This window comes from Fibrobacter succinogenes, from assembly GCF_902779965.1.
Taxonomy (GTDB): domain Bacteria; phylum Fibrobacterota; class Fibrobacteria; order Fibrobacterales; family Fibrobacteraceae; genus Fibrobacter; species Fibrobacter succinogenes_F.
This window is the reverse complement of the sequence record NZ_CACZDK010000015.1, coordinates 1-21,241: the sequence shown is the minus strand read 5'-3', so window position 1 is coordinate 21,241 and position 21,241 is coordinate 1. Positions and strand designations below refer to the sequence as shown.

Annotated in this window: 14 protein-coding genes and 1 pseudogene; 9 read left to right on the top strand and 6 right to left on the bottom strand. The window is 46.5% G+C overall.

Features of this window, described 5'->3' with window-relative positions; all coding sequences use genetic code 11:
* Positions 1-13: 13 nt before the first annotated feature.
* Complete coding sequence (locus HUF13_RS08430) at positions 14-2,632, bottom strand: RNA helicase (protein WP_173474719.1); 2,619 nt, start codon at positions 2,630-2,632, stop codon at positions 14-16.
* 72 nt (positions 2,633-2,704) lie between these two features.
* On the opposite strand from HUF13_RS08430, the gene rfbA reads away from it, so the two are divergent.
* The 8 genes from rfbA to HUF13_RS08390 all read left to right on the top strand — a co-directional run bounded on the left by rfbA (position 2,705) and on the right by HUF13_RS08390 (position 10,849).
* Complete coding sequence (gene rfbA / locus HUF13_RS08425) at positions 2,705-3,592, top strand: glucose-1-phosphate thymidylyltransferase RfbA (protein ID WP_173474718.1); 888 nt, start codon at positions 2,705-2,707, stop codon at positions 3,590-3,592.
* Between the two features lie 531 nt (positions 3,593-4,123).
* Positions 4,124-4,777 carry a hypothetical protein gene (locus HUF13_RS08420; protein WP_173474717.1) on the top strand — a complete coding sequence of 218 codons (654 nt, stop codon included), beginning with the start codon at positions 4,124-4,126 and terminating at the stop codon, positions 4,775-4,777.
* Between the two features lie 235 nt (positions 4,778-5,012).
* Positions 5,013-5,660 (top strand): hypothetical protein, encoded by a 648-nt coding sequence (locus tag HUF13_RS08415; protein WP_173474716.1) that lies wholly within the window; start codon positions 5,013-5,015, stop codon positions 5,658-5,660.
* A 233-nt stretch (positions 5,661-5,893) separates the two neighbouring features.
* On the top strand, positions 5,894-7,030 hold the full coding sequence (locus HUF13_RS08410) for a dTDP-glucose 4,6-dehydratase (protein WP_173474715.1): 1,137 nt from the start codon (positions 5,894-5,896) through the stop codon (positions 7,028-7,030).
* Positions 7,031-7,147: 117 nt separating this feature from the next.
* A complete protein-coding gene (rfbC, locus tag HUF13_RS08405) occupies positions 7,148-7,711 on the top strand; it encodes a dTDP-4-dehydrorhamnose 3,5-epimerase (RefSeq protein WP_173474714.1) in 564 nt (187 codons plus the stop codon).
* Between the two features lie 35 nt (positions 7,712-7,746).
* Positions 7,747-8,193: a low molecular weight protein-tyrosine-phosphatase gene (locus HUF13_RS08400; RefSeq protein WP_173474713.1), complete on the top strand. Its 447-nt coding sequence runs from the start codon at positions 7,747-7,749 to the stop codon at positions 8,191-8,193.
* A gap of 17 nt (positions 8,194-8,210) precedes the next feature.
* Entirely contained in the window at positions 8,211-9,449 is a 1,239-nt protein-coding gene (locus HUF13_RS08395; RefSeq protein ID WP_173474712.1) for a polysaccharide biosynthesis/export family protein, read from the top strand.
* Between the two features lie 20 nt (positions 9,450-9,469).
* Positions 9,470-10,849 carry a mannose-1-phosphate guanylyltransferase/mannose-6-phosphate isomerase gene (locus tag HUF13_RS08390; RefSeq protein WP_173474711.1) on the top strand — a complete coding sequence of 460 codons (1,380 nt, stop codon included), beginning with the start codon at positions 9,470-9,472 and terminating at the stop codon, positions 10,847-10,849.
* A 292-nt stretch (positions 10,850-11,141) separates the two neighbouring features.
* On the opposite strand, the gene pheS is transcribed toward HUF13_RS08390, so the two are convergent.
* The 4 genes from pheS to HUF13_RS08370 all read right to left on the bottom strand — a co-directional run bounded on the left by pheS (position 11,142) and on the right by HUF13_RS08370 (position 20,648).
* Positions 11,142-12,164 (bottom strand): phenylalanine--tRNA ligase subunit alpha, encoded by a 1,023-nt coding sequence (pheS, locus tag HUF13_RS08385; RefSeq protein WP_173387669.1) that lies wholly within the window; start codon positions 12,162-12,164, stop codon positions 11,142-11,144.
* A gap of 138 nt (positions 12,165-12,302) precedes the next feature.
* The gene (locus HUF13_RS08380) at positions 12,303-18,614 is read right to left on the bottom strand and encodes a pilus assembly PilX N-terminal domain-containing protein (protein WP_173474710.1); all 6,312 of its coding nucleotides are present in this window, start codon (positions 18,612-18,614) and stop codon (positions 12,303-12,305) included.
* Positions 18,615-18,642: 28 nt separating this feature from the next.
* The gene (locus HUF13_RS08375; protein ID WP_173474709.1) at positions 18,643-20,124 is read right to left on the bottom strand and encodes a type II secretion system protein J; all 1,482 of its coding nucleotides are present in this window, start codon (positions 20,122-20,124) and stop codon (positions 18,643-18,645) included.
* Positions 20,121-20,648 (bottom strand): type II secretion system protein, encoded by a 528-nt coding sequence (locus HUF13_RS08370; RefSeq protein ID WP_173474708.1) that lies wholly within the window; start codon positions 20,646-20,648, stop codon positions 20,121-20,123. Before HUF13_RS08370 ends, HUF13_RS08375 begins: the two co-directional genes overlap by 4 nt.
* Before the next feature lie 70 nt (positions 20,649-20,718).
* Here HUF13_RS08370 and HUF13_RS17295 point away from each other — a divergent pair, with 70 nt between their 5' ends.
* Positions 20,719-20,853, top strand: coding sequence for a hypothetical protein (locus HUF13_RS17295; RefSeq protein WP_304038977.1), 135 nt, complete (start codon positions 20,719-20,721; stop codon positions 20,851-20,853).
* 82 nt (positions 20,854-20,935) lie between these two features.
* Here the strand turns inward: HUF13_RS17295 and HUF13_RS08365 are convergent.
* Positions 20,936-21,241, bottom strand: a pseudogene (locus HUF13_RS08365) (2,3-bisphosphoglycerate-independent phosphoglycerate mutase); the annotation flags it as partial.

The window sequence follows — 21,241 nt, the reverse complement described above, 5'->3', positions numbered from 1 at the left end:
TTTGTAATATAATCTAAACTTCGCCGATGCGTGCTAATTTTATTAACGGCATGCCCGCTTCGCGACTTTCATCAAGATTCACCGTAAAATCAATGCTCCAATCGTTAAACCCTTCTTCGTCTTGCAGCATTTGCTGGATTTGCATGATGTTGCCGTCGTAAGTGACGATGGTGTGAGCTAGCGCACGTCCTTCCACGTCCATGCGGAATCTGTGATGTTCGGCCGTGTAGGCTGCCATGATTTCTAGCAATCGCTTTTCGGTCCATGGCGTGCCTTCGGTATCCGCTAAAAGTTCGCCTTCGGCAAGATCGTCGGCAAGGCTGTCCAAAACATCGGTGAAGTCTTGCTTTTGCAAACTCATCATAATCTGGAAAATGCGCTGACGCACCATGTTGAGGAATCGCTTCTTGTCGTAGGTGATGTCGGCGGCGGCCTTGTCTGCACCAAATGCCTTTTCGGCTTCGTCTTCGGCAGTTCCTGCGTCCAAACGTTTTTGGTAATCTTCGGGGTGCGCCATCTTTTCCCATTCTTCGAGCAAGCTGGAATCCACGCGGCGGATCATTTCGCCCAGGTAGTCCTGCATTTCCAATAGCTCTTCGTTTTTGTAGCCGTCGGGCACGGTCTGCGAAAGTACCTTGTAAACGCCGTTCAAGTGGCGCAACAAAATCGCTTCCATGCGTTGCAAATTGTACTGCTTCACGTAGCCGCTGAACGTGCTGAAGTTTTCGAACATCTCGCGCACAATAGATTTGGGCTCAATGTTTTCATCGACCCACGGGTGGATATCGGCAAATGCATCGAACGTGTCGTAGATAAAATCGCGCAGCGGTTTTGGGTATTCGACTTTTTCAAGTTCTTCAAGGCGTTGGTTGTATTCCATGCCTTGCGCTTTGAGCTCGTTCATGCGGGCGTCGCGCGCCTTGCTTTGCTGGATGCGCAAAATGGCATCGGGATTTTCAAGGATGCTTTCACATAAAGTAATGACGTCAAGCGCGTACTCCGGACTATCGCTGTCAAGTTTTGGGAGCGTGTCAAGCAGGTACAGCGAAAGCGGCTGGTTCATCGAGAAGTCATCCTGCAAGTCCATGTTCACGCGCAAGTGACTGTAGCCCGGCGCTACGGCAGGCACGAATTCGATAATCTTTTTTTCGACGAGACTCCTGAACAGGAGGAAGGCGCGGTGCTGCAATTGCTTTTTGCTTGCGGCGCTTTCGTGGCAATCCTTCAAGAGATTGCGCATGGCGCGGCAACCGTCTGTCGGGCGGCTCAGGATGTTCAAGAGCATCCCGTGGTTCACTTGGAAACTTGAAGTGAGCGGTTCCGGTGCGGCATCGATCAAACGCTTGAACGTGTTTTCGTCGAACGGAATGTAACCGTGTTCTGGCGGTTTGCGCTTCTGGAATTTTTTGCCGGTCGTGCGGGACTTGGCTTCGAGCTTGAGGTTTTCAATCACGTGCTCTGGCGCTTGTGCGACAACGTAGCCGACATTGTCAAAACCTTTTCTGCCTGCGCGACCTGCAATTTGGTGGAAGTCGCGGGCGGTCAAAATGGCGGTCTTGTCTCCGCTGTATTTGCAGAGCTGCGTAAAGAGGACGGTGCGGATCGGAACGTTCACACCCACGCCAAGCGTGTCCGTGCCGCAAATGACTTTAAGCAATCCTTGTTGCGCCAACTTCTCGCAAAGGATGCGGTACTTGGGCAAGAGCCCTGCATGGTGAATGCCGATGCCCTGCTTTAGCCAGCGCTTGACATCGGGGCCGTACGGGCTTGAAAAGCGGACTTCTTTAATCGCTTCGTTAATCTTGACTTTTTCTTCTTTGGTGCAAAGGTCCAGGCTCATGAAGTTCTGAGCGTTGCTGGCGGCGGCGGCCTGCGTAAAGTGAACGACGTAAACAGGAGCCTTGCCTTCGTTCACGAGTTTTTGCACTTCGGTCGAAATTTCTGTAGTGCTGTAGCTAAAATCGAGCGGCACTGGGCGCTGCGTTGAACGGACCGTTACAGATTCACGACCTGTATGCTTTGTCATGTCGCGTTCGAAAAAATCCGTAGCGCCGACTGTAGCGCTCATCAAGAGAAATCGCGATTGCGGGAGCGTGAGTAGCGGAACTTGCCAGGCAACACCGCGTTCGCGGTCGGAGTAGTAATGGAATTCGTCCATCACGATGTCCGTGATGGTGAGTGCTTCGCCTTCGCAAAGCGCCATGTTCGAAAGAATTTCTGCTGTGCAGCAGATTATGGGCGCGTCGCGGTTGACTGTTGCATCGCCGGTCGAAAGTCCTACGTTTTCGGCGCCGAATTCCTTGCAGAGCGCCATCCATTTTTCATTCACGAGCGCCTTAATGGGACAGGTGTAAACGCTTCGGCGACCATGCACGAGGCTATCGAAATGGAGCGCGAGCGCAACCATGGATTTTCCACTTCCGGTCGGCGTGTTGAGGATAACGTTCTTGCCGTCTAAAAGTTCGAGAATCGCTTCTTCTTGTGCGGGATATAACGTTGTCCCACGGGCTTCGGCCCACGCCATAAATTGTTCTAAAACGTCTTCGGACGAAATATTGGAGCGGTGTCCGTTGACTTTTTCGAGAAGTTCGTTCAAAAAATCTTTGAGAATACGCTTGTTTTGCTCTGCCATAATGGTGCAAAGATAACTTTTTGAAAATATTTCGTAGGAAGTTTTCTATTTTCGAAATCAAGGAGATTTGTTATGAAAGGAATCGTACTCGCTGGAGGCTCCGGCACGCGTCTGTATCCGCTTACGATGGTCACGTCGAAGCAACTTTTGCCGGTTTACGACAAGCCGATGATTTATTACCCGCTTTCGACACTCATGTTGGCGGGCATTCGTGACATTCTCATTATTTCGACTCCGACGGATTTGCCGAACTTCGAACGTTTGCTTGGCGATGGCTCTGCCATGGGCCTCAACTTGAGCTACAAGGTGCAACCGAGCCCGGACGGACTTGCCCAGGCATTTATCCTTGGCGAAGAATTCATTGGCGATGACTGTTGCGCAATGGTCCTTGGCGATAACATTTTTTATGGAAACGGCTTTAGCCCGCTCTTGAAAGCCGCCGTCAAGAATGCCGAACAGAATGGACGTGCGAGCGTATTCGGCTATTATGTCGAAGACCCGGAACGCTTTGGGGTCGTGGAATTCGATAAAGATGGCAAGGTGATTTCGGTGGAAGAAAAACCGAAGGAACCGAAGAGCAATTACGCCATTACAGGCCTTTATTTCTATGACAACCGCGTGAGCGGCTTTGCCAAGAGCCAGAAGCCGAGCGCTCGTGGCGAACTTGAAATTACAGACCTCAACAAGACTTACCTTGACAAAGGCGAACTCGACGTGAAACTCCTCGGTCGCGGTTTTGCATGGCTCGATACCGGTACTATGGATAGCCTCATCGAAGCGGGCGAGTTTGTAAAAATGATTGAAAACCGCCAAGGCATCCAAATTTCTGCAGTCGAAGAAATCGCCTACATCAACGGTTGGATTGACAAGGAAAAATTGCTGGAATCGGCCGCCAAGTACGGAAAGTCTCCTTACGGGCAACACTTGAAGAAGGTCGCCGAAGGAAAAATTCGTTATTAGAGATTGGTCAAGCGTATGCCCAACTGTATAAGAGCGGAAATTTCCGCTCTTTTTTGATGTTTATGGTCCTGTAACGCGCTCTCTAAAAGGTATGAGTCTCTTGTGTAAAGTTATTTTTTATGACTTTATTTTTACAACTTTGTTTGAAAATATTATATTTTGTACAAAATTTTCTTTAAAAAAGAAGAAAATAATGGGGGAAATACTCTGTTAGCCGCTGTTTTGATACGGAGGAAAAAACGGTGGTTGGGTATTTGTTTTGAATAATTGATTGTTTTTATGGGAAAAAAGTACTCGATTTGCTTAATCGAGTAGTTTTAGGCGTTTGTGTTAAATTAAAAATGGTGTATAAAGTGTTAATTTATGGTGAAATATGTGTTTTGTATGCTTTTTGTAATGACTTTTGTATGTAAACTGTAGTTTGTAAAAATAAATTTCCTAAAATTTATATGTTTTTTGTTACTTTGGTATTGCAAATAAAAAAATAAAAGTTTATCTTGTAAGCAACTTTTTTTACAAAAGGAGATTGATATGAAAAAAGTTACTTTATCTGCCGCTGTTTTGGCATTGGCTATGATGGGCTGCTCTGATGCAGGCCTTGATAACTCTGTTGCTTCTACAAATGATGCAAAGAGCGTACAGAATGCTTCTAATGCTGTAGCTGCTTTGATGAAAGCTTCTGATAACGAAGAAGATTTCTTGATTCATTACGAATATCGTACAAGTCATTATGGTGTGAATTTTGCATTTTATGGCTCTTCGGAAGTAGAAGAAAGTATTGATAATCGTGGTATTGGCGAATTCCGCATTTATACATCGAATAATAGCAAAATTGATGTTATTAATGGTATTACGCTTAATGTTGCTGATTGCCGTCTTGATGGACAGAGTGCTAAATGTAAATATGTTATCTGGAATGCTGACCGTTGGTTCAATGTTCCGTCTGGAGCTACAGTGACTAACAGAACGGACAATACTTTGCATTTCATTGATAGAGATCGTATTACGACCATTTCTACTTTTGCTGGTGTATGGAATATGGGTCGTAGTAACGAAGTTATTATGTCTGGCTCGACCTATGACGGATACTTGGAAAGAACTAACAATAAATATTTGGCTATGTTAGTTGCTCAAAAGTATATCCCGATGGCTGCTGCAGAATTTGAAAACAGCCACCAGTATTAATCGAGATAATTTTACATAAAATTGTCACAAGGAACTCGGCCTCGCGCCGGGTTCTTTTTTTTATGCGCGGAAAATATGAAGTGAAAATTTTGTGGCTGAATGTCTTGTTTTGTAATTTTATTGTATGTAAATGATATTTTGTTAAAATAAAATAACTAAATTTTGTATTTAAAAGTGTAATTTTGTTTAAAATTATATTATTTTATTCGTGCTAACTTTTTTTAAAGGGGATAAAATGAAAAAAGTAACTCTGTCTGCCGCAATTTTGGCATTGGCAATGATGGGCTGCTCTGATGCAGGCTTGGATAACTCTGTCGCTTCTGCTCCGGCAAGTGAAGTGAAGAGCGAACAGACTCATAATTTCTTGGCTAAATTGACGCCAGAAACTCTTTCGAGCGGCGAAGATGGATTGGAACATTCTGGTTACAAGAGGTATGTATATCCAACTGATGGAATTGCGGTTAGAGTGCACTCGAGACCCGATGACTACACTTGGAAGCCGCGTGGTCGTGCCACTCTTTGGGTAGAATCATCTGTTGCTGCTGATGTTGCTACCGTTATTACCGTTGCCGTTGCGGGGTGCTCCATGGGGCGCAATGGTGATGTGACTTGCAATTATCATAGAGCCAATTGGGATGCGAAGTTTAATAGTAGGGGCTTTGACGTCTTCACGGCTGAATTGCCGGTCTCTTATGATCAAGTAGGTGTCATGGCTGCTTATGGTGCCGTTTGGAACCTTGGTAGGAGAAATATGAACGAATTTTATACTGCAACTTATGGTGGCAATTTGCCGGATAATATGGCTGATGCTATTTATAGAAAGTACCTTATGCAGGCGCAATACAATATTAATAATGGGCGTCCCATTGATGAAATGCCATAGTATCGATTTCTAGATATCTATTATCACAACGAACTCGGCTCTTCGCCGGGTTCTTTTTTTTGCGTAGGAAAAACAAAGACAAATGACTCCTTACCGATAACTACTGGCTAATAACCATTGACTATTGACCAATGTTGACAATCAAATTCTAAATTTTACCCCACTTCCTGCTTCTTACTTCCTACCGTCTACGGAGTACCTTACTATATTTCCCCTGTAAATTGGAGAAATTCATGAAACGTTCTATTGTGATTACAGGCGGCGCTGGTTTTATCGGAAGCCACGTGGTGCGCTTATTTGTGAACAAGTACCCGGATTATAAAATTATCAATCTCGATAAGCTTACTTACGCGGGTAATCTCGCAAATCTCAAGGATGTTGAAAATAAGCCGAACTACAAGTTCGTGAAGATGGATATTTGCGATTTTGACGCTTTCTACAAGCTTATGCAAGATGAACATGTCGATGGCATTATCCATCTCGCTGCCGAAAGTCACGTGGACCGCTCCATCAAGGATCCGTTCACCTTTGCGAAGACGAACATCATGGGCACGCTTACGCTTTTGCAGGCTGCCAAACTCTATTGGGAATCGCTCCCCGAAAAGTACGAAGGCAAACGTTTCTACCACATTTCGACGGATGAAGTTTACGGAGCCCTCAAGATGAACCACCCGGAAGGCATCACGCCTCCGTTCACCACGACGGCGTCCAGTTCGGAACACCACTTGGCTTATGGCGACGACTTCTTCTACGAGGCAACGAAGTACACGCCGCATAGCCCGTATTCCGCATCTAAGGCTGGCTCCGACCATTTCGTTCGCGCTTTCCATGATACTTACGGAATGCCGACGATTGTCACGAACTGCTCTAACAACTACGGTCCGTACCAGTTCCCCGAAAAGCTTATCCCGCTTTTCATCAACAACATTCGCCACAAGAAGCCGCTCCCGGTTTACGGCAAGGGCGAAAACGTCCGTGACTGGCTCTTTGTCGAAGACCATGCCCGCGCGATTGACGTGATTTTCCATAACGGAAAAATTGCCGAGACGTACAACATCGGCGGCTTCAACGAATGGAAGAACATCGACATCATCAAGGTCGTGATCAAGACCGTCGATAAACTCCTTGGTCGCGCCGAAGGCGAAGACCTGAACCTCATCACTTACGTGACGGACCGCCTGGGCCACGACGCTCGCTATGCCATTGACTCCACCAAGCTCCAGAAGGAACTCGGTTGGGAACCATCGTTGCAGTTTGAAGAAGGCATCGAAAAGACTGTGCGCTGGTACCTCGACAACCAGGAATGGCTCGACAACATCACGAGCGGCGATTACGAAAAGTATTACGAAACGATGTACAAGAATAGGTAAAAAGTGGTTAGTATGCAGTGGTTAGTAAACAGGAAAAACAAATGCGGCTTCGCCGAGAACCTGATTTCTAACTGCTAGAGCCCTAACCACTAACCACTAACCACTAATCACTAGTTTATGTCCAAATTCAATTTCATTAAAACCTCCATCGAAGGTGTGAAAATCATCGAGCCGACCGTGTTTGGCGATGCCCGCGGTTATTTCATGGAAACTTACAGCAAACGCGACTTTGCCGAAGGCGGCATTGATGTGGATTTTGTTCAAGATAACGAATCCCGCTCCCGCAAGGGCGTGCTCCGCGGTCTCCATTTCCAGAAGCAGAATCCGCAGGGCAAGCTTGTCCGCGTGATTGAAGGCGAAGTTTTTGACGTGGCTGTGGACCTCCGCAAAAACAGCAAGACGTTTGGCAAGTGGGTGGGCGTCACGCTCTCCGCTGAAAACAAGAAGCAGTTCTACATTCCCGAAGGTTTTGCTCACGGCTTTGTAGTGCTTTCCGAAACAGCATCGTTTGTCTACAAGTGCACGCGCTTTTATGCTCCGGGCGACGAAGGTGGCTTGATGTGGAACGACCCAGAAATCGGAATCCAGTGGCCGGTGGGCGAGGGCTTTGAACCGCTCCTCTCCGAAAAGGATACGAAGAATCCGTGCCTCAAGGACCTTGGCTTCGCTTTTGATCTTTAGTTGTTGAAAACTTATTTTTCTATTATTACGCTATCATGAAAAACATTCTTGTCGTTTGTACTGGGAATATCTGCCGCAGCCCAACTGGGGAATACCTTTTGAAAAAAGAACTCGGACCTGGCTTCAATGTCATGAGTGCGGGGCTTGGTGCTTTGGTTGATAATCCCGCTCATGAAATTTCTCAGAAAATTGCCTTGCAACATGGCATTGACATGAGTGCTCATAGAGCTCGCCAAATTAACTTGGATATCCTCAAATGGGCTGATTTGATTTTAGTGATGGAAAACGGACATAAAAAGGAACTTTTGCACAGATATCCGTGGCTCGAAGGTAAGGTGTTCCGCTATGGTGAATCTCACCAGGTCGATATTCCTGACCCGTACAGGAGGCCGGAAAATGCATTTGTCTTGGCGTGGAACTTTATTTCCAAGCTGACTCCGTATTGGGTTGAAAAGATTAGGCAAAGTGAAGCCGCAAAATAATTTTAAAAAGGAAACGTATGAATAAAATTGGTATTGCTCTTTGTGGTGTAGCCGGCGCTATCTTGAGTGGTTGCTTTGCCGCTCCGCAGATGCGAATGGACATTCCCACAGACTCCACGACCTATAATGGAATTGCTTTCAAGTTGCATTCTATTGAAAAGGGTGACATGGGTGAACCGGTGCAGGTCGCCCCGAATCCGTCCGAAGGCGATTTGGCTGATTTGATGGTGGATTCCCTCCCTGACTTGGAATATAGAATTGGACCTCTGGATATGGTGCAGGTGGTTGTTTGGGAGCATCCGGAACTGACTTCTCCGATGGGTCAATACCAACCGGCAGGTCAAAAGGTTACGACCGATGGCAAGCTTTTTTATCCGTATGCGGGTGAGATTCAGGCTGCTGGCCTTACCGCTCAGGAACTTCGCACCGAAATTACCAAGCGCCTTTCGGACAAGATTCTTAACGACCCGCAGGTGGATGTCCGTGTGACGGGCTATCATAGTCGTAAGGCTTTTGTGACGGGTGCTGTGAACAGACCGGGTATCGTGAGGTTCGATGAAAACCCGATGACGATTTCCGATATGATTGCGAATGTGGGTGGCTTTAACGAAAAGGCTGATCCTTCTTTTGTGCAACTCCGTCGCGGAGAGAAGGTCTATAATATTGACTATGTCCGTGCGTTCAAGGAGAACATTGCCATTGACCGCATTCTTGTGAGACCGGGTGATCAGCTTTTCGTTCCGATGAAGGCCGATATGGAAAGGGATAGAAAGGTCTATGTCCTTGGCGAAGTGAACAGAACCAGTGTTGTTCGCATGGATAACTACTTGACGTTGGCCGAAGCTCTTGCTGCCGCTGGTGGTGTGAATGCGTTAAATGCATCGCCGAAAGATATTTATGTTATAAGAAATACGTCCCAAGAAAAAATTGATATTTATCAGTTGGATGCGAAGAATGCCATGGCACTTGCTATGGCAGACCGCTTTGAATTGAATCCGCGCGATATCGTTTACGTTGATGCTTCTGGCATTGCTACCTGGAACCGCCTTCTTAGCTTGATTACGCCGACAATCAGCGCTGTTAAGACTGTTTCTGAGATTGTCTATGAAACGCAGTTGATTAATAACACAGGTTGGAAAACTAGGAACTCGACTTCCAGTAGTGCTAGTTCTAGTACCAAAAGTGCGAATAGTGGCACAACAACTCCTTCTAATACTCAAACCGGTACTCAAACTGGTACTACAACTGGTAAGTGATAGGAATATAGGCTAGCAATATGATTAACTTGATTTTATGCGGTGGTAGCGGAACGCGCCTTTGGCCGATTAGCCGCTCTCTTATGCCAAAACAGTTCGCCCGTCTTTTTGACGGTGCATCCTTGTTCCAGCGTACGGTAAAAACCAATTCTAGCATTTGTGAAGCTCAGTACATTGTCAGCAATGCGGACCAGTATTTCTTGGCCAAGGACCAGCTCGAAGAAGTGGGCGCTGATAAGGCTCGCTTCCTCCTTGAACCGGTGGGTCGCAATACGGCTCCGGCAATTGCGCTTGCCTGTCTTGGCCTTAATCCAGATGATATCGTTCTTGTATCTCCTTCGGATCACGTGATTCGCAAGGCCGATGCTTACGAAGAATGTTTGCGCAAGGCTCAAGAATTTGCAGAAAAGGGATTCTTGGTGACGTTTGGAATCACGCCCACGGGCCCGGAAACTGGTTATGGTTATATCGAAGCTAATGGCGAAGATGTCAAGCGTTTTGTTGAAAAGCCGGATTTGGAAACGGCAAAGAAGTATGTCGCTTCTGGAAGGTTCTTCTGGAATAGCGGTATCTTCTGCTTCAAGGCTTCTACGTTCTTGAGTGAACTCGAAGTGTTCTCTCCAGATATTCTGAATGCGGCAAAGATTGCCTTTGCCAACGCCAAAAAAGAAAACAAGGATTCGCTTATCCGCGTCAATCACGATGACATGATGAACATTCCTTCGAATTCTATTGACTATGCCGTGATGGAAAAATCTTCGAAGGTGAAGGTTGTTCCGAGTGATATCGGTTGGTCTGATCTTGGTGCGTTCGATTCGCTCTATGGTGAATTTGATCATGATGAAAACGGCAATAACATAAATGCAAAGCATTTGGGCATTGGTTCCAAGAACTCGCTCGTGCTTGGCGGTCAGCGTCAGATTTGCACGATTGATTTGGACAACATGTTGATTGTCGATACGCCTGATGCACTCTTGGTCGCTCCGCTTGCAAGTAGCCAGAAGGTAAAGAAGGTTGTCGATGAACTTAAAGCTCGCGGATCAGACTTGCCGACGGTTCCTCAGACAGTTAACCGCCCATGGGGTACGTACTCTGTGCTCGAATCGACCGACCGTTACAAGATGAAGCGCATTGTTGTCCGTCCGGGTGAACGCCTCTCGTTGCAGAAGCATTTGCACCGTTCGGAACACTGGGTTGTTGTCAGCGGCACTGCTACGGTGACGGTTGGCGATAAGGTGTTCTATGTGCGTCCGAATGAATCGACTTACATTCCGTCGGGCACGATTCATCGCTTGCAGAACGAAGGCAAACTCCCGCTCGTGATTGTTGAAGTTCAGGTCGGCGAATACACCGGCGAAGACGACATCATCCGCGTGCAGGACGACTACAAGCGCTCTTAAGAGAGTGGACTGTAGGAAGTAGACAGTTAGAAGTCTTAAGAAAGGCGGGCTTTTAGCCCGCTATTTTTTTGCGTAGTTTGCCCGATGTTCTTTGGCTTGTCATCCCGGCCTCTGTGCCGGGATCGCCATTTATAAAACAAAAAAGCGAACCATTGTGGTTCGCTTTTTTAATCTTTTGTCTTTGGGACAAGCCCCAAATGCTTGGCTCGGAAATGCCAATGCTCGCATTGGCGCTTCTCTCGCCTTACGCATTTGTCGTCTGAAGCCGCAAAGCGGCGTTCTTTCGTCTAAACTAGAACTGGCTCAGGAATCTTTGGTCGTTGGCGGTCAGGAGTCCGATTTCCGGAATCTCGTGGCGGAGCATGGCGATACGGTCGAGACCGAAGCCGAATGCAAAGCCGGTGTACTTTTCGGAGTCGATGCCGCAGTTCTTGAACACGTTCGGGTCCACAGAGCCGCAACCACCGATTTCCATCCAGCCCGTGCCCTTGCAACGACGGCAGCCCTTGCCACCGCAGAACACGCAGCTCACGTCCATTTCTGCGGACGGTTCCGTGAACGGGAAGAAGCTCGGACGGAAACGGGTCTTGACGCCAGCGCCAAAGAGTTTGTTCATGAACACTTGGAGCACGCCCTTGAGGTCGGCGAAGCTAATGTTTTCATCAACGACAAGGCCTTCGCACTGTTGGAACATCGGAGCGTGGGTGGCATCGTTATCGACGCGAAACACGTGGCCTGGAGCAATCATGCGGAATGGCGGCTTGTGCGTTTCCATGTAGTGAATCTGGGTGCCCGATGTGTGCGTGCGGAGCATGACCTTGTTGTCCACGTAGAACGTGTCCTGCATGTCGCGGCTCGGATGGTCAGGCGGAGTGTTGAGCGCTTCAAAGTTGTACCAATCCGTTTCGATGTCGCGACCGAAGTCCACATCAAAACCCATTTGCGCAAAGAAGTCGATGATTTCTTCGCGAACGTCGTACAGCGGGTGCGTAGAACCGGCGGCAATGCCTGCGCCTGGGAGCGTGATATCGACGGCGCCGCTGGCGAGTTTCTTCTGGAGAGCGGCTTCGTTCGCGGTTTCAATCGCCTTGTCGATAGCTTCGGAAACAGCAACCTTCAGTTCGTTCACGAGCTTGCCGTAAGCGGGGCGTTCTTCGGCGCTGAGCGAACCCATCTGCTTCATGAGGTCGGTGACGGCGCCCTTCTTGCCGAGGTACTTTACGCGGAGATTGTTGACCGCTTCTTGATTGGTGAGGTCCGTTTGTGCAAGTTCTGCATCAAAGGCCTGCTTGACATTGTTAATAGCTTCACTCATAGTACGGCGAAATTTAGAAAAAACGCGGACTCTTTGCACGAGTTTTGCCTAAAAAATTGACTTCAGCCGCCATTGTCGCCCGCGGGCATCAAAAAAGCTCCCCGGTGGGGGAGCTTTTAAAATGTTCAATGACCTTTATTATTGGTTAGTGAAGTTACATCTCAAATTCTTACCTTCGGATGTAACACAGATATTCGATATAAACGTTCGTTCTTCGGTCGTGTAGTAAACAATGTTTCCGAAGCTTACGGCAATATAGTAATCGTTAGATATTGAAGTTCCGTTGTATGTGACCGTAATGCTTCCGTCATTGACGTAGCACTGTATAAGTATCGGCGGGAGCCAGCCTGCATTTGTCCATGTACCCTTCAGCGCGAAGCATTCTCCAGATTCGATGAATTCTTGGTCTTTCGGAATGTCATTGTTCGTGATTGTCTTAACAACATTATTGCTTGTAGAAGCCGAGCTTGCAACAGCACTGCTGCTTGGAGGTGCAGAACTGCTGCTGGATTCTTCCGGCTCTTCCGAGCTGCTAGATTCTTCTTCAGAACTGCTGGATTCTTCCGGTTCTTCCGAGCTGCTGCTAACAACCACTTCGGAACTAGAGCTAGATTCCTCAGATGAAGTATAATTCACATCGAATGAACAATTTGCAGATTTACTACCCTTAGTTACAATTAATGTGTGCGTCATGAGGCCAGAGCCTGGGTAGAAGAATGTTAACTCCTTATCTGAATCTCTGATATAGCCGTTCCCGTCTGTCGCAGCCGGTGATATGTAGTATGTGCATTCATCGGCGCCAGGGCATTTTTTTACGTCTACGTTGATTGTTACGGCTGTATTGCTAACCGATTTTAAAGAGCATTGTAATTCCGGCGCAGCGTCATCCTTGACGGTAAATGAACGTTCACAGTCGTCAAAGTAACCTTCGGGGCTAGATATCTTGATTGTATGTTCGCCTGCGCTTAAAGGTGTTAATTTATTATTGTTTATCGTTATGTCGCATTTTTGATTTAATCCAGATACGTTTGTACAATTATCGTCGGCTTTTTGAGAGCCGTCGAGTGTGACGACATAGCTGCAGTTTTCACAATATTCCAAGAAGCCTTTAAAACTGATGTCTTTGGGCTCTAAGTCATTATTGCTTGTTGGGCTTGTTATGCCGCAACGTGGCGCATTTCCTGTATTCTTTGTGCATAGAATGGTATCACTATAATCTGTTTCTGCGGCTTTTACGCTTACATAGAAATCCCAATCGAGAATTGTACCTGCAAAGTCGCTGGAGTTTCTGCGTAGCGGAATAATCGCTTTTTCTCTACCACTTGTAGAAACTTCATTTATGCTTAAGTCATAAGTTTTGCTTGTGTTGTCTTTCTTTTGACCAATTACTTGATACTTTTCTACGTCAAATCTGTTGTTTACAGTGGCTGTAACTTCGAAATATCTTGTTGCTGTTGGTCTAAACCATGGCAAGAACGTCCAAAGACCTGTGTTTGTAATGGTCTTTTCTTCGACCTTGCAGGACTTTACTCTAACGGCAGTTTCACAAAGTGTTGAAACTCCCTTTATGATTGCCATACCATTGCCCTTGTTCTCGAAGTAGATGCCGGTCACCTTTCCTGGGTCGAAACCGCTCCTTTCTGTCACAAATTCTTCGATTTTATAGGTTTGTGAGTTCTCGGTTAAAACAACGTATTCACTTTCGTAAATTTCGTTATCTTGGCCTATACTATATAGCTTTATCCATACTTCGCTATTGTTCTCTGCGTCAACTTTTACTTGAGCGTCACGTAGGTTCACGGTATTTCTAAAGGCGAAGGACTGGCTCATTCCTCCAGAAAGTGTCGCTTGGTCGTCTATTTTTTCGACCGTGGTGCAGGAATTTTGTGAGCCAATCCAGAATACGCCGCAATGAGCGCTATCGTTTGCCCACATGGATTCTTCTGAGTTGTTTGAAATGCTACCTTGGCAGTCAAGGCCCACCTTGGCGGTTCTGATATCATTCCCGTCTTTATCGGAGTAGCCGTGTTTTCCGTTACTTGCTGCGCTAAAGTAGTAGCCTTCGTCGCTACATGTGGTATAGCCGTAGTTGTTGCCATTACAGCCATCGTTACCAATGTAGTAGTATTTTTCTCTACAAGAGCTGGTATTCCATCCTTCCCATCCTGAATAACCGATCCAGGGCTTTATGAACGTTTCTTTCGGTATCACGCCATTTTGAGCTACTGCTGAGAAAGAGCATTTGATGGTGGGGTACGTATCGAAACATTCGTAGTTCGTACTCTTCCAACCAATACCGTAAATCATGAACTTGTGGCTTGCTAAGCGGAAGCCTACATAAGATCCTTGGTGGTCGTCTCCCCAAGAACCGAGGTCGAATGTGACACTGGATTTGTCGGCTTCATTATCTTTGGACACATGAACGTTTATTTCAGATGCCGTAATTTCTGCTTCAATCATGATCATGTCGTCTTCGGTTGCAGAAACTGCGAAGGTCTTTTGATTGCATACCAACGATGTTTCGTTACATAATTTAGCCTGAACGTAACCGTCCTTTATGAACATGTTGAGGGCTAAGTAGTTTGTTGCAGTTGCATTGGAGCCTAACAAGAACCCGGATTGAGAGTTGTCTTTGGGCAAACGAGCCAAAGCTTTCAATGTTCCGTGGGTACCGGCGTCTGCGTTGATGGTACTCATTATGGTGATATCCGCATTCTTTTGGACGGTTATTTTTCCGGTGCTATAATCGACATTGTCGAAAGATCCTTTGACCAAATGCCACTTGGCATCCTTGTAGCCTGTTTCGGTAGCTGCCGATATACAATGGTCTGCTGGGCTACAATAGTCGATGCAGTATTCTTTTCTTCTGGTATCGAGGTCTTTACAATCTGCGGAACTGTACTTGAATGTATCGAAGAAACAGTGCTTGTCCACTTCGTTAAACTTAGCGGTGAGGACTGTTTCATTATCGTTTACGACAAAATCACCATAGTGTGTATTTTTTAGCTTGATATGGTCTGGGCAGCTGGCGCCTTCACATTGCCAATAAACGAAGGTCTCGTTGTCAGAATAACTCGTGTCCACGTCCGTGGACACGTAAGTATCGCCGTACACGTTTACAATACATTCGTGTTCAGGGTTGTCATTGTAGTAACAAAGCTTGGGTTCATGACCTCTTGTAACGGTAACGAATGGGTTCTGACCTGGTTCTACGTTTTTGAATTTGATTTTAATCTTGTGTATTTTTTCCTTGATGGAGGCGTGCAAAATACAGGTCTTTTTCATTTCTGAGAAAGTGCACTTTTCATCTTCATCATTTTCAGGAACAATGATGACGCAATTTTTCATTAAGTTCGTGCTTGATACGTCTGCAAGCGTTACAGGGGTACCTTCGTTGGTCGTGATAATCCAAGAATAGTTTTGAATTTCTTGTTGGAATCCCGCTCCTTCGGGTTCAACCCATTTTTCAGTTACGTTCGGGCAGTCCGGCCAGTTGTAACGTTCGTCTTCTGTGGGGCAGAGGTCTTCGTTAGCGTTACAGAAAGCGTTCATTTGATCGAATGAGACGGGGTCACGCGAAAGCGATGCAATGGTAGATATGTATAAGCCTGTGATTGATGGCTCGGTCGCTATGTAGTCGTTTCCTTCGAGAATCTGGAATACCATGGTACCGCTAGTGGCACTAGTTGTTTTGATCGAGAATAGCTTTACCAGTTTTTCTGTGGTTAGCGGGTTCGATACATGGATTGTGCAAGTTTCATCAGAAGATGCGATGTTGCTAGGGACATATTGCCAATTGCTTGGAGCCGTTGGGCAATAGATCTTTAAGTCGATTTCTGGAATCTTGGGCTGTAAACGCACATAGATATCCTTGGTCTCGGAAGATTTGATTTCTTGGCTAGGTTCGACAAACGAAACTTGGTGTAGGTCGCGCAGTTCCTTGCTGTCAACGATGACCCACACCGGGACGGTACCGCTGTAACCATCCGCAGAAATATCGCATCTGAAAGTACCCTTAGGAAGTTTACTTCCTTCTGGGTGGAAAAGCTTTGAATTGAGGCTGCTGATATCCAAAGTCGTGTATCCACCGACTTTAGTGCAGGCACTAGCAAGGTCCAAATTGTTTTTGGTCAGGGCTGCTGCGCCTTGCGGTTTATTTAGAGTAATAACATTGATGTAGTCTCCGAGCGTGCCATAGGGGTCGCTTGGTAAAGAAACAATTCGGGGGAGAATCATAAATGATGGCGAGAGGTTTTCGCTGGTTCCCACCTCTTCGTAACTCTTGCTTTGCGATTCTAGCGATACGCCTAACTGCGGAGCCATCGATATATAATAACGGTCCATTCCTTCGTCTTCTTCGCTTGATGAGGCACTGGAGCTTGCGCTGCTGCTGGGCGATGTTGTTCCTGAGCATGTGTTTGTTCCGTCGTTGTCGCACACGATGGATGATTCTGCGAGTTCGTTAGTCAAATCTTGGTCAAAGCGGGCTTTCAAGGTGTTGTTGCCACCAACAAGCAAGTTGAATTTGGAACAATTCGCCATGACAATGGATCCGCTCATCGGATTTTGAAGGTTTTGCATGTCAAAACGAGAGATGTCTCCTTCGCTATACACGAAATAACGGTGTTGTCCGCTTGTGGATGTAAATTCGATGTTTGAGCCTTGTTGATCGGTCACCCATCCATTGGGGAGATACAGAAGAACTTTCGAATCCAATGATGTTGCGGGAAGGGGTAACTGGTTAGAAACTACGGAACCATCGAATTTTAGAATAAAGCTTCCGTTCAACTCGCCGCCCATGGAACCGGAGGCCCATTTTACGGCTTGACCGAATTCCAATATGAGCCAGCTGTCATTGTAAAGGTTTCCGTTTTCTTTTGCGATGTTATAGCATTCGTTCATTAATGCTGTCGAGTTGGACCAGTCTTTCCAGATGTTTTCAGAGCAGCCTTTTCTGGAATCCTTGCTATGCGTGAGTCCGAGGTCGAAAATTTTCTTGTTTATCTGAACAGGCGTTTTTACGGCATTATTGCATGACGGGTCCCTATCTTGCAGTTTGTCTTTATACTTTTCCATCTTGTCGGCGTTCCAGCCAACCATATCTGCTTCTGTAGGTTCCGAAAGCAGAAATTCTCCCTTAAAACCAATCCATTTATTAAAACCAATGGTTCTTGCACAGGTGAAACCATCGTATTCGCAACTGGTTGTATTGTTGTCGTCGCAAACAGAAAATGAGGTCGATGTAGAACCGTGTTGGTAAGCCTCAAATCCTTTCAGCCAAAATCTATCGTCATCATCTGTTCCGAATTTTGTTCTTGGAATAGCATCACGCCCATCAACGACATAGCCTCTTCCAGTGCATAATACTTTATTTGTGGGTGAGCCCATTTTTCCATCGGAGTCGTCTTTTACGTAAACATTGTGTTCTATTCTTATTTTATCTTGAACGTGGCCACTGACGCTATTGGTCGGGAATACGATTTTGCTATTCACGACCATGCTACCTTTTCCGGTAAAGGTGTTGGATCCGCCATTTCCGCTATTGGCATCGTAATAAATAAAGGGACCATTCGATGTAATGTTTCCTTTAATTTCGGCACTTCCAACGGTGTTGCTGCCGCATCCTCCCGTAAGGGCTGTGTAGGGGTAAGTGTCTCTCAGGTTGATTCCGCCTTCTGTGTAAAGCGAACCTGCAATTTCGGATTTGACGTTGCCTGGATAAAAAACACCGCCGACGTACATGTTGTTTGAAACGTTAACGCCTGAGCATGTTCCAACGTCTCCTGTTGCATAGAGGTCCTTTACGGTGTTTGAGCTGTTAGCGTAAAAGGAACCATCCATAATAAGATATTCCATGACGTTTAGCTTGTTTAAGGCTTGTCCACCGCCGTTCTTTACTTCCGGTGTCTGCGTGAGAAGCCCCTTGTCAATGTCAAGGACGTCAATGGTGTTCAAGTTTCCGTGGAATGCTTCTGCAAAATTAGATGATGACTGCGTAACGGGCAATTTGACGCGATATAGACCATCAATGTTCAAAATGGCCACTTCGGTATGGCGGGTGTCGTTTCTTGCTTCACCTGAAGAAAGAATTTTCAATTTGTAGGTGCTGTTTTCGGTGTTGACACCGGTAAGCCATACGTGGTAGTTTTGGCCCGCTTTTTGCAAGGCGCGCAGCTGGTTGTCCAGATTAATCGGTTTTCCTTTATCTTGGAACTGCCTGATGAGAGCGCCTACGTCGTTAGCGTGGAATGTCATCCAGCTACGGGCGTTTTCGATACCGGCTTGTGCGCTTTGGTAAGCATCGCGTTTGAGCATGCGGCTCTTGCTAGAAAAACCTTCACTTGTGATAAATTTCCAAGTGGCTGTCGCTGCGATTGTTGCAACGAGCATGAACATAAGTACGGTGATAAGGGATACACCGGTCTTGGTTTTTAAATAATTCTTTCTCATACTTAAAACCTCATTTCTCACACAAAAATTAGTCTCCCGTTCCGTTGCTCGGAATAGGGATTACCAAGTTCACATCTCCTGTTTCGCCTTTGCCGCCGTTTCTGGCGCCTCGGCTCACTTGCAGCTTGAGCTTTAATGCTCTTACGTTCTTTTTTTCCTTGACGTTGCTGCCTGATTCGGGGGCAAATCCGTTGAATTTATAGTTGGCAGATGCGACCTGCGAAACTTTCAAATCTTTTATAGTTACTTTACCATCATTTGCCAGTGGCGAGAAGAACGCGAATGTGATTGCAAGGCACACATTTTCTACATGTACTGGTACTGTAAATCGCATGCTGCGTTTGCCGGCTCCAGCTCCTGAATTGTAGTCTAGAGGGGGATAAAATAAAAAGTCAGGTAAGATAACATGGCCGTTGGATTTTACGTAGGTTCCTGTACTCGGTTGCCTGAAACCTATGGACATGTGGTCTTTGCCCGGGACAAAGTTCACGCTTCTATCCTTGGAAGATTGCGATGCTACTTCAAATGAAATTTCATAGACCGTATCGGTGCCAAAGCTCATTGCGCCAAAGTTTAAGCAAAGTGTTTGCCAAGAGTCGCCGTCTAGAAAATCTGTTGCATTTATGGCAATCGCCTGGTTTACTTTTTGATCTCCATCAGCGAGAATGGCATTGTCGAGGTTGTCTTCTTGGTTCACATAGTTCGTTGAAAAACCGTAAAGATTAAACGTGTTGCCAGACATACTTTCTGGATCAGTTGCGTTTTCTGCGTAGAAGTTGACAAAGTTTCTGTCGTACTCGCCACCAGAACCCAGTCGTGGAATCAGAATGAAATTGCTTGAGCCGCTTGCCGGGAATATTTGTGTGGCGTCTTCCATGGCGCCTGGTCTAGCCGCTTCGACTTTAAATGCAGAAATGTTGGAAACCATTTCTATGGGATTGGGGTCCGCTTTTTCTGCAACGCAGGGATCGTCAGCGGGTAAGGTAAAGCCGGTGACCGGTTCTAGTACAAAGCAGCTACGTTTGAGTGTATTGTCTTCCACGTACCAGCGGACGGAGTCTATTGCCTGATAAAGCCCGTTATCGTCGTAGCGCGTGCGTTTGAAGGTCAATCTGCTGAAACCGTCGTCATCTTCTTCTATTCGGAATGACGAGGAGTCTTTTTTGTCGGCGCTTGCATTTTCCGGATCCATGTAGATGCGTTTGCCAGATTTGGTGAACTCGTTACCAGCTCCTTTGGCGCTTTTGGTTCCTAGCTGCTCCACGTCTTCTTTAATGAGTGTAGCTACGTTTTCGGCATCTTGGTTGGCCTTAACCATGTTGTCGGTGCGTATGCGGAACCTGGTGGAGTTGCTGAATGCTTCACCTGCGATAATCACCACAATACCAACAATCCCCATGTAAACCATGAGTTCCATCAACGTGAAGCCCGCTTTAGGTGCTTGAACGGGGGGACGCAAGTCAATTGCCTTTTGTCTCTCGTCTTTCGTCTTACGTCTAAAAAGAATCATCTGACAACCCCCGAAACAGTTATAGATTGCGTGGAATTCTTGAATGTCCAGCTGATTTTGACATCTAGTCTTTTGGCGTACACATGCTCAATGCTGTCTGAACCGAGGAGCCTTGTTGAAGTCTTTGTTTTGTATTCATCATCGCTTGATACCGTAATCTCGGCTCTGTAGTTCACTTTTATAGTGTTAGATACAGCTCCGGGTTGGCCTTCCCAGGTTCGCACGATGGGGTCGATTATTATAGGTTTGACGTGGCCTTCGGCATCTTTTTCGAGCTTCTCGTCATAAAGGCTTGCAAGTCCAAGGGCGCCCAGCGAATCGATGAGGTTTTGGGCGACTTCGGTGGCGCCATCGCGACTGCGAATACGGAGCAGGGAATCGTGGTTTCCGCCATGCATGTTCATTATGGCCATGTACATAAATCCAAGTACTGCCGCTGCCACTAAAACCTCGACTATGCCAAAGCCGCGTTTGCTTTTTTGCGGAATGGAATTGCCTAATGTTTCTCTACACGCCTTCTGCATACTTACCACCTAGGATTAACCTCATCATCACATCTTTTTTACTATTAAAGATACGTTTTTTGAGGGTAAAATGAAAAAATATTTTTTCAACGTGGCTGGTATCACCAAAAAAGGAACCCCGAAGGGTTCCTTTTTTGAATTCTTGTGGATTGCTCTCGCTTTGAATGTCATTGCGCGGGTGCACGACATTGCGGCTCGGCAATAAAAATGAGTGAACTCATTTTTGCTGCTCTCGCCTTAAACGTCATTGCGAGCCACGGAGTGGCGTGGCAATCCAGTTACAATGATTACTTGATGATGAGCATCGAGTCGTCCCACGCCTCGTGCTTTTCCAAGCCGAGGAGGTTGGCCGTCGTAGCAGCGATGTTCGACAGACCCCAGTCGCCTTCCTTGAGGCCGAGCTTGCCGCCGGTCACGTTATCGTAAAGGATGCAAGGAACCTTGTTCAAGGTGTGGCTGGTCTTGGCCTTGAACGTACCGTCCTTGTTAACCTTCGGCATGCCGGTCTTCTTGTCGATTTCGTACATTTCGTCGGCGTTACCGTGGTCAGCCGTGATGATAGCAACACCACCGAGGGCGTCGATCACCGGGAG

What these genes read in the sequence shown, in the direction of transcription:
- HUF13_RS08380 (WP_173474710.1), bottom strand. Translation starts at nt 18,614, where the DNA reads ATGAGAAAGAATTATTTAAAAACCAAGACCGGTGTATCCCTTATCACC.
- HUF13_RS08395 (WP_173474712.1), top strand. Translation starts at nt 8,211, where the DNA reads ATGAATAAAATTGGTATTGCTCTTTGTGGTGTAGCCGGCGCTATCTTG.
- HUF13_RS08415 (WP_173474716.1), top strand. Translation starts at nt 5,013, where the DNA reads ATGAAAAAAGTAACTCTGTCTGCCGCAATTTTGGCATTGGCAATGATG.
- HUF13_RS08420 (WP_173474717.1), top strand. Translation starts at nt 4,124, where the DNA reads ATGAAAAAAGTTACTTTATCTGCCGCTGTTTTGGCATTGGCTATGATG.
- HUF13_RS08375 (WP_173474709.1), bottom strand. Translation starts at nt 20,124, where the DNA reads ATGATTCTTTTTAGACGTAAGACGAAAGACGAGAGACAAAAGGCAATT.
- HUF13_RS08390 (WP_173474711.1), top strand. Translation starts at nt 9,470, where the DNA reads ATGATTAACTTGATTTTATGCGGTGGTAGCGGAACGCGCCTTTGGCCG.
- HUF13_RS08410 (WP_173474715.1), top strand. Translation starts at nt 5,894, where the DNA reads ATGAAACGTTCTATTGTGATTACAGGCGGCGCTGGTTTTATCGGAAGC.
- HUF13_RS08430 (WP_173474719.1), bottom strand. Translation starts at nt 2,632, where the DNA reads ATGGCAGAGCAAAACAAGCGTATTCTCAAAGATTTTTTGAACGAACTT.
- HUF13_RS08370 (WP_173474708.1), bottom strand. Translation starts at nt 20,648, where the DNA reads ATGCAGAAGGCGTGTAGAGAAACATTAGGCAATTCCATTCCGCAAAAA.
- HUF13_RS17295 (WP_304038977.1), top strand. Translation starts at nt 20,719, where the DNA reads ATGAAAAAATATTTTTTCAACGTGGCTGGTATCACCAAAAAAGGAACC.
- rfbA (WP_173474718.1), top strand. Translation starts at nt 2,705, where the DNA reads ATGAAAGGAATCGTACTCGCTGGAGGCTCCGGCACGCGTCTGTATCCG.
- rfbC (WP_173474714.1), top strand. Translation starts at nt 7,148, where the DNA reads ATGTCCAAATTCAATTTCATTAAAACCTCCATCGAAGGTGTGAAAATC.
- pheS (WP_173387669.1), bottom strand. Translation starts at nt 12,164, where the DNA reads ATGAGTGAAGCTATTAACAATGTCAAGCAGGCCTTTGATGCAGAACTT.
- HUF13_RS08400 (WP_173474713.1), top strand. Translation starts at nt 7,747, where the DNA reads ATGAAAAACATTCTTGTCGTTTGTACTGGGAATATCTGCCGCAGCCCA.